Source organism: Kocuria subflava (genome assembly GCF_012163155.1).
GTDB classification, from domain to species: domain Bacteria; phylum Actinomycetota; class Actinomycetes; order Actinomycetales; family Micrococcaceae; genus Kocuria; species Kocuria subflava.
This window is the reverse complement of sequence record NZ_JAAVUN010000216.1, coordinates 1-545: the sequence shown is the minus strand read 5'-3', so window position 1 is coordinate 545 and position 545 is coordinate 1. Positions and strand designations below refer to the sequence as shown.

Below are 545 nucleotides of genomic sequence, written 5' to 3'. Positions count from 1 at the left end.
TCCGCGGAGTGGGGCGACGCCGGCCCCTGGCGGTCCTGAGCACACCCCGGCGTTCGGAGGTGGAAGCGTGAACCCCTATGTTCTGGTGACCGCGGTGCTCCTGCTCTCCGGCGGCGCCGTCGGTGTCCTGTACCGGCTGGTCAAGGGGCCGTCCCTGCTGGACCGTGTCTTGGCCAGTGACGTGCTGCTGGCCATCGTGGCCGCGGCCGTGTGCGTGGACATGGTGTGGAAGGGCACCACGGACTACATGATTCTCACGGTGATGATCTCCCTGGTGGGTTTCCTGGCCTCCGTGACCTTCGCACGATTCGTGCAGTCCCGTCCCTCTCGCCACCCGGACGCGGGTCGTGGCGGTTCGGCCGGGGAGGACGCGGAGGCGCCGCGGCAGAGCACGCAGGACACGTCCGCGACGGAGGGCCGATGATGCAGACCGTTCTGGACGTCGTCGGATCCGTATTACTGCTGGTGGGGTGCCTCATGGCGTTCGCCGCCGGGGTGGGGTTGGTCCGACTGCCGGATGTCCTCACGCGTATGCACGCGGCCAC

2 protein-coding genes are annotated in these 545 nt (G+C 68.8%); both read left to right on the top strand.

Annotation, left to right across the window (positions count from 1 at the left end; genetic code table 11):
• The coding region (locus GTW58_RS15060) for an MrpF/PhaF family protein (protein ID WP_342453331.1) at nucleotides 1-424 on the top strand (424 nt) is incomplete at its 5' end.
• A partial coding sequence (locus tag GTW58_RS14925; RefSeq protein WP_209436600.1) for a monovalent cation/H(+) antiporter subunit G occupies nucleotides 421-545 on the top strand: 125 nt, incomplete at its 3' end. The genes GTW58_RS15060 and GTW58_RS14925, both read left to right, overlap by 4 nt.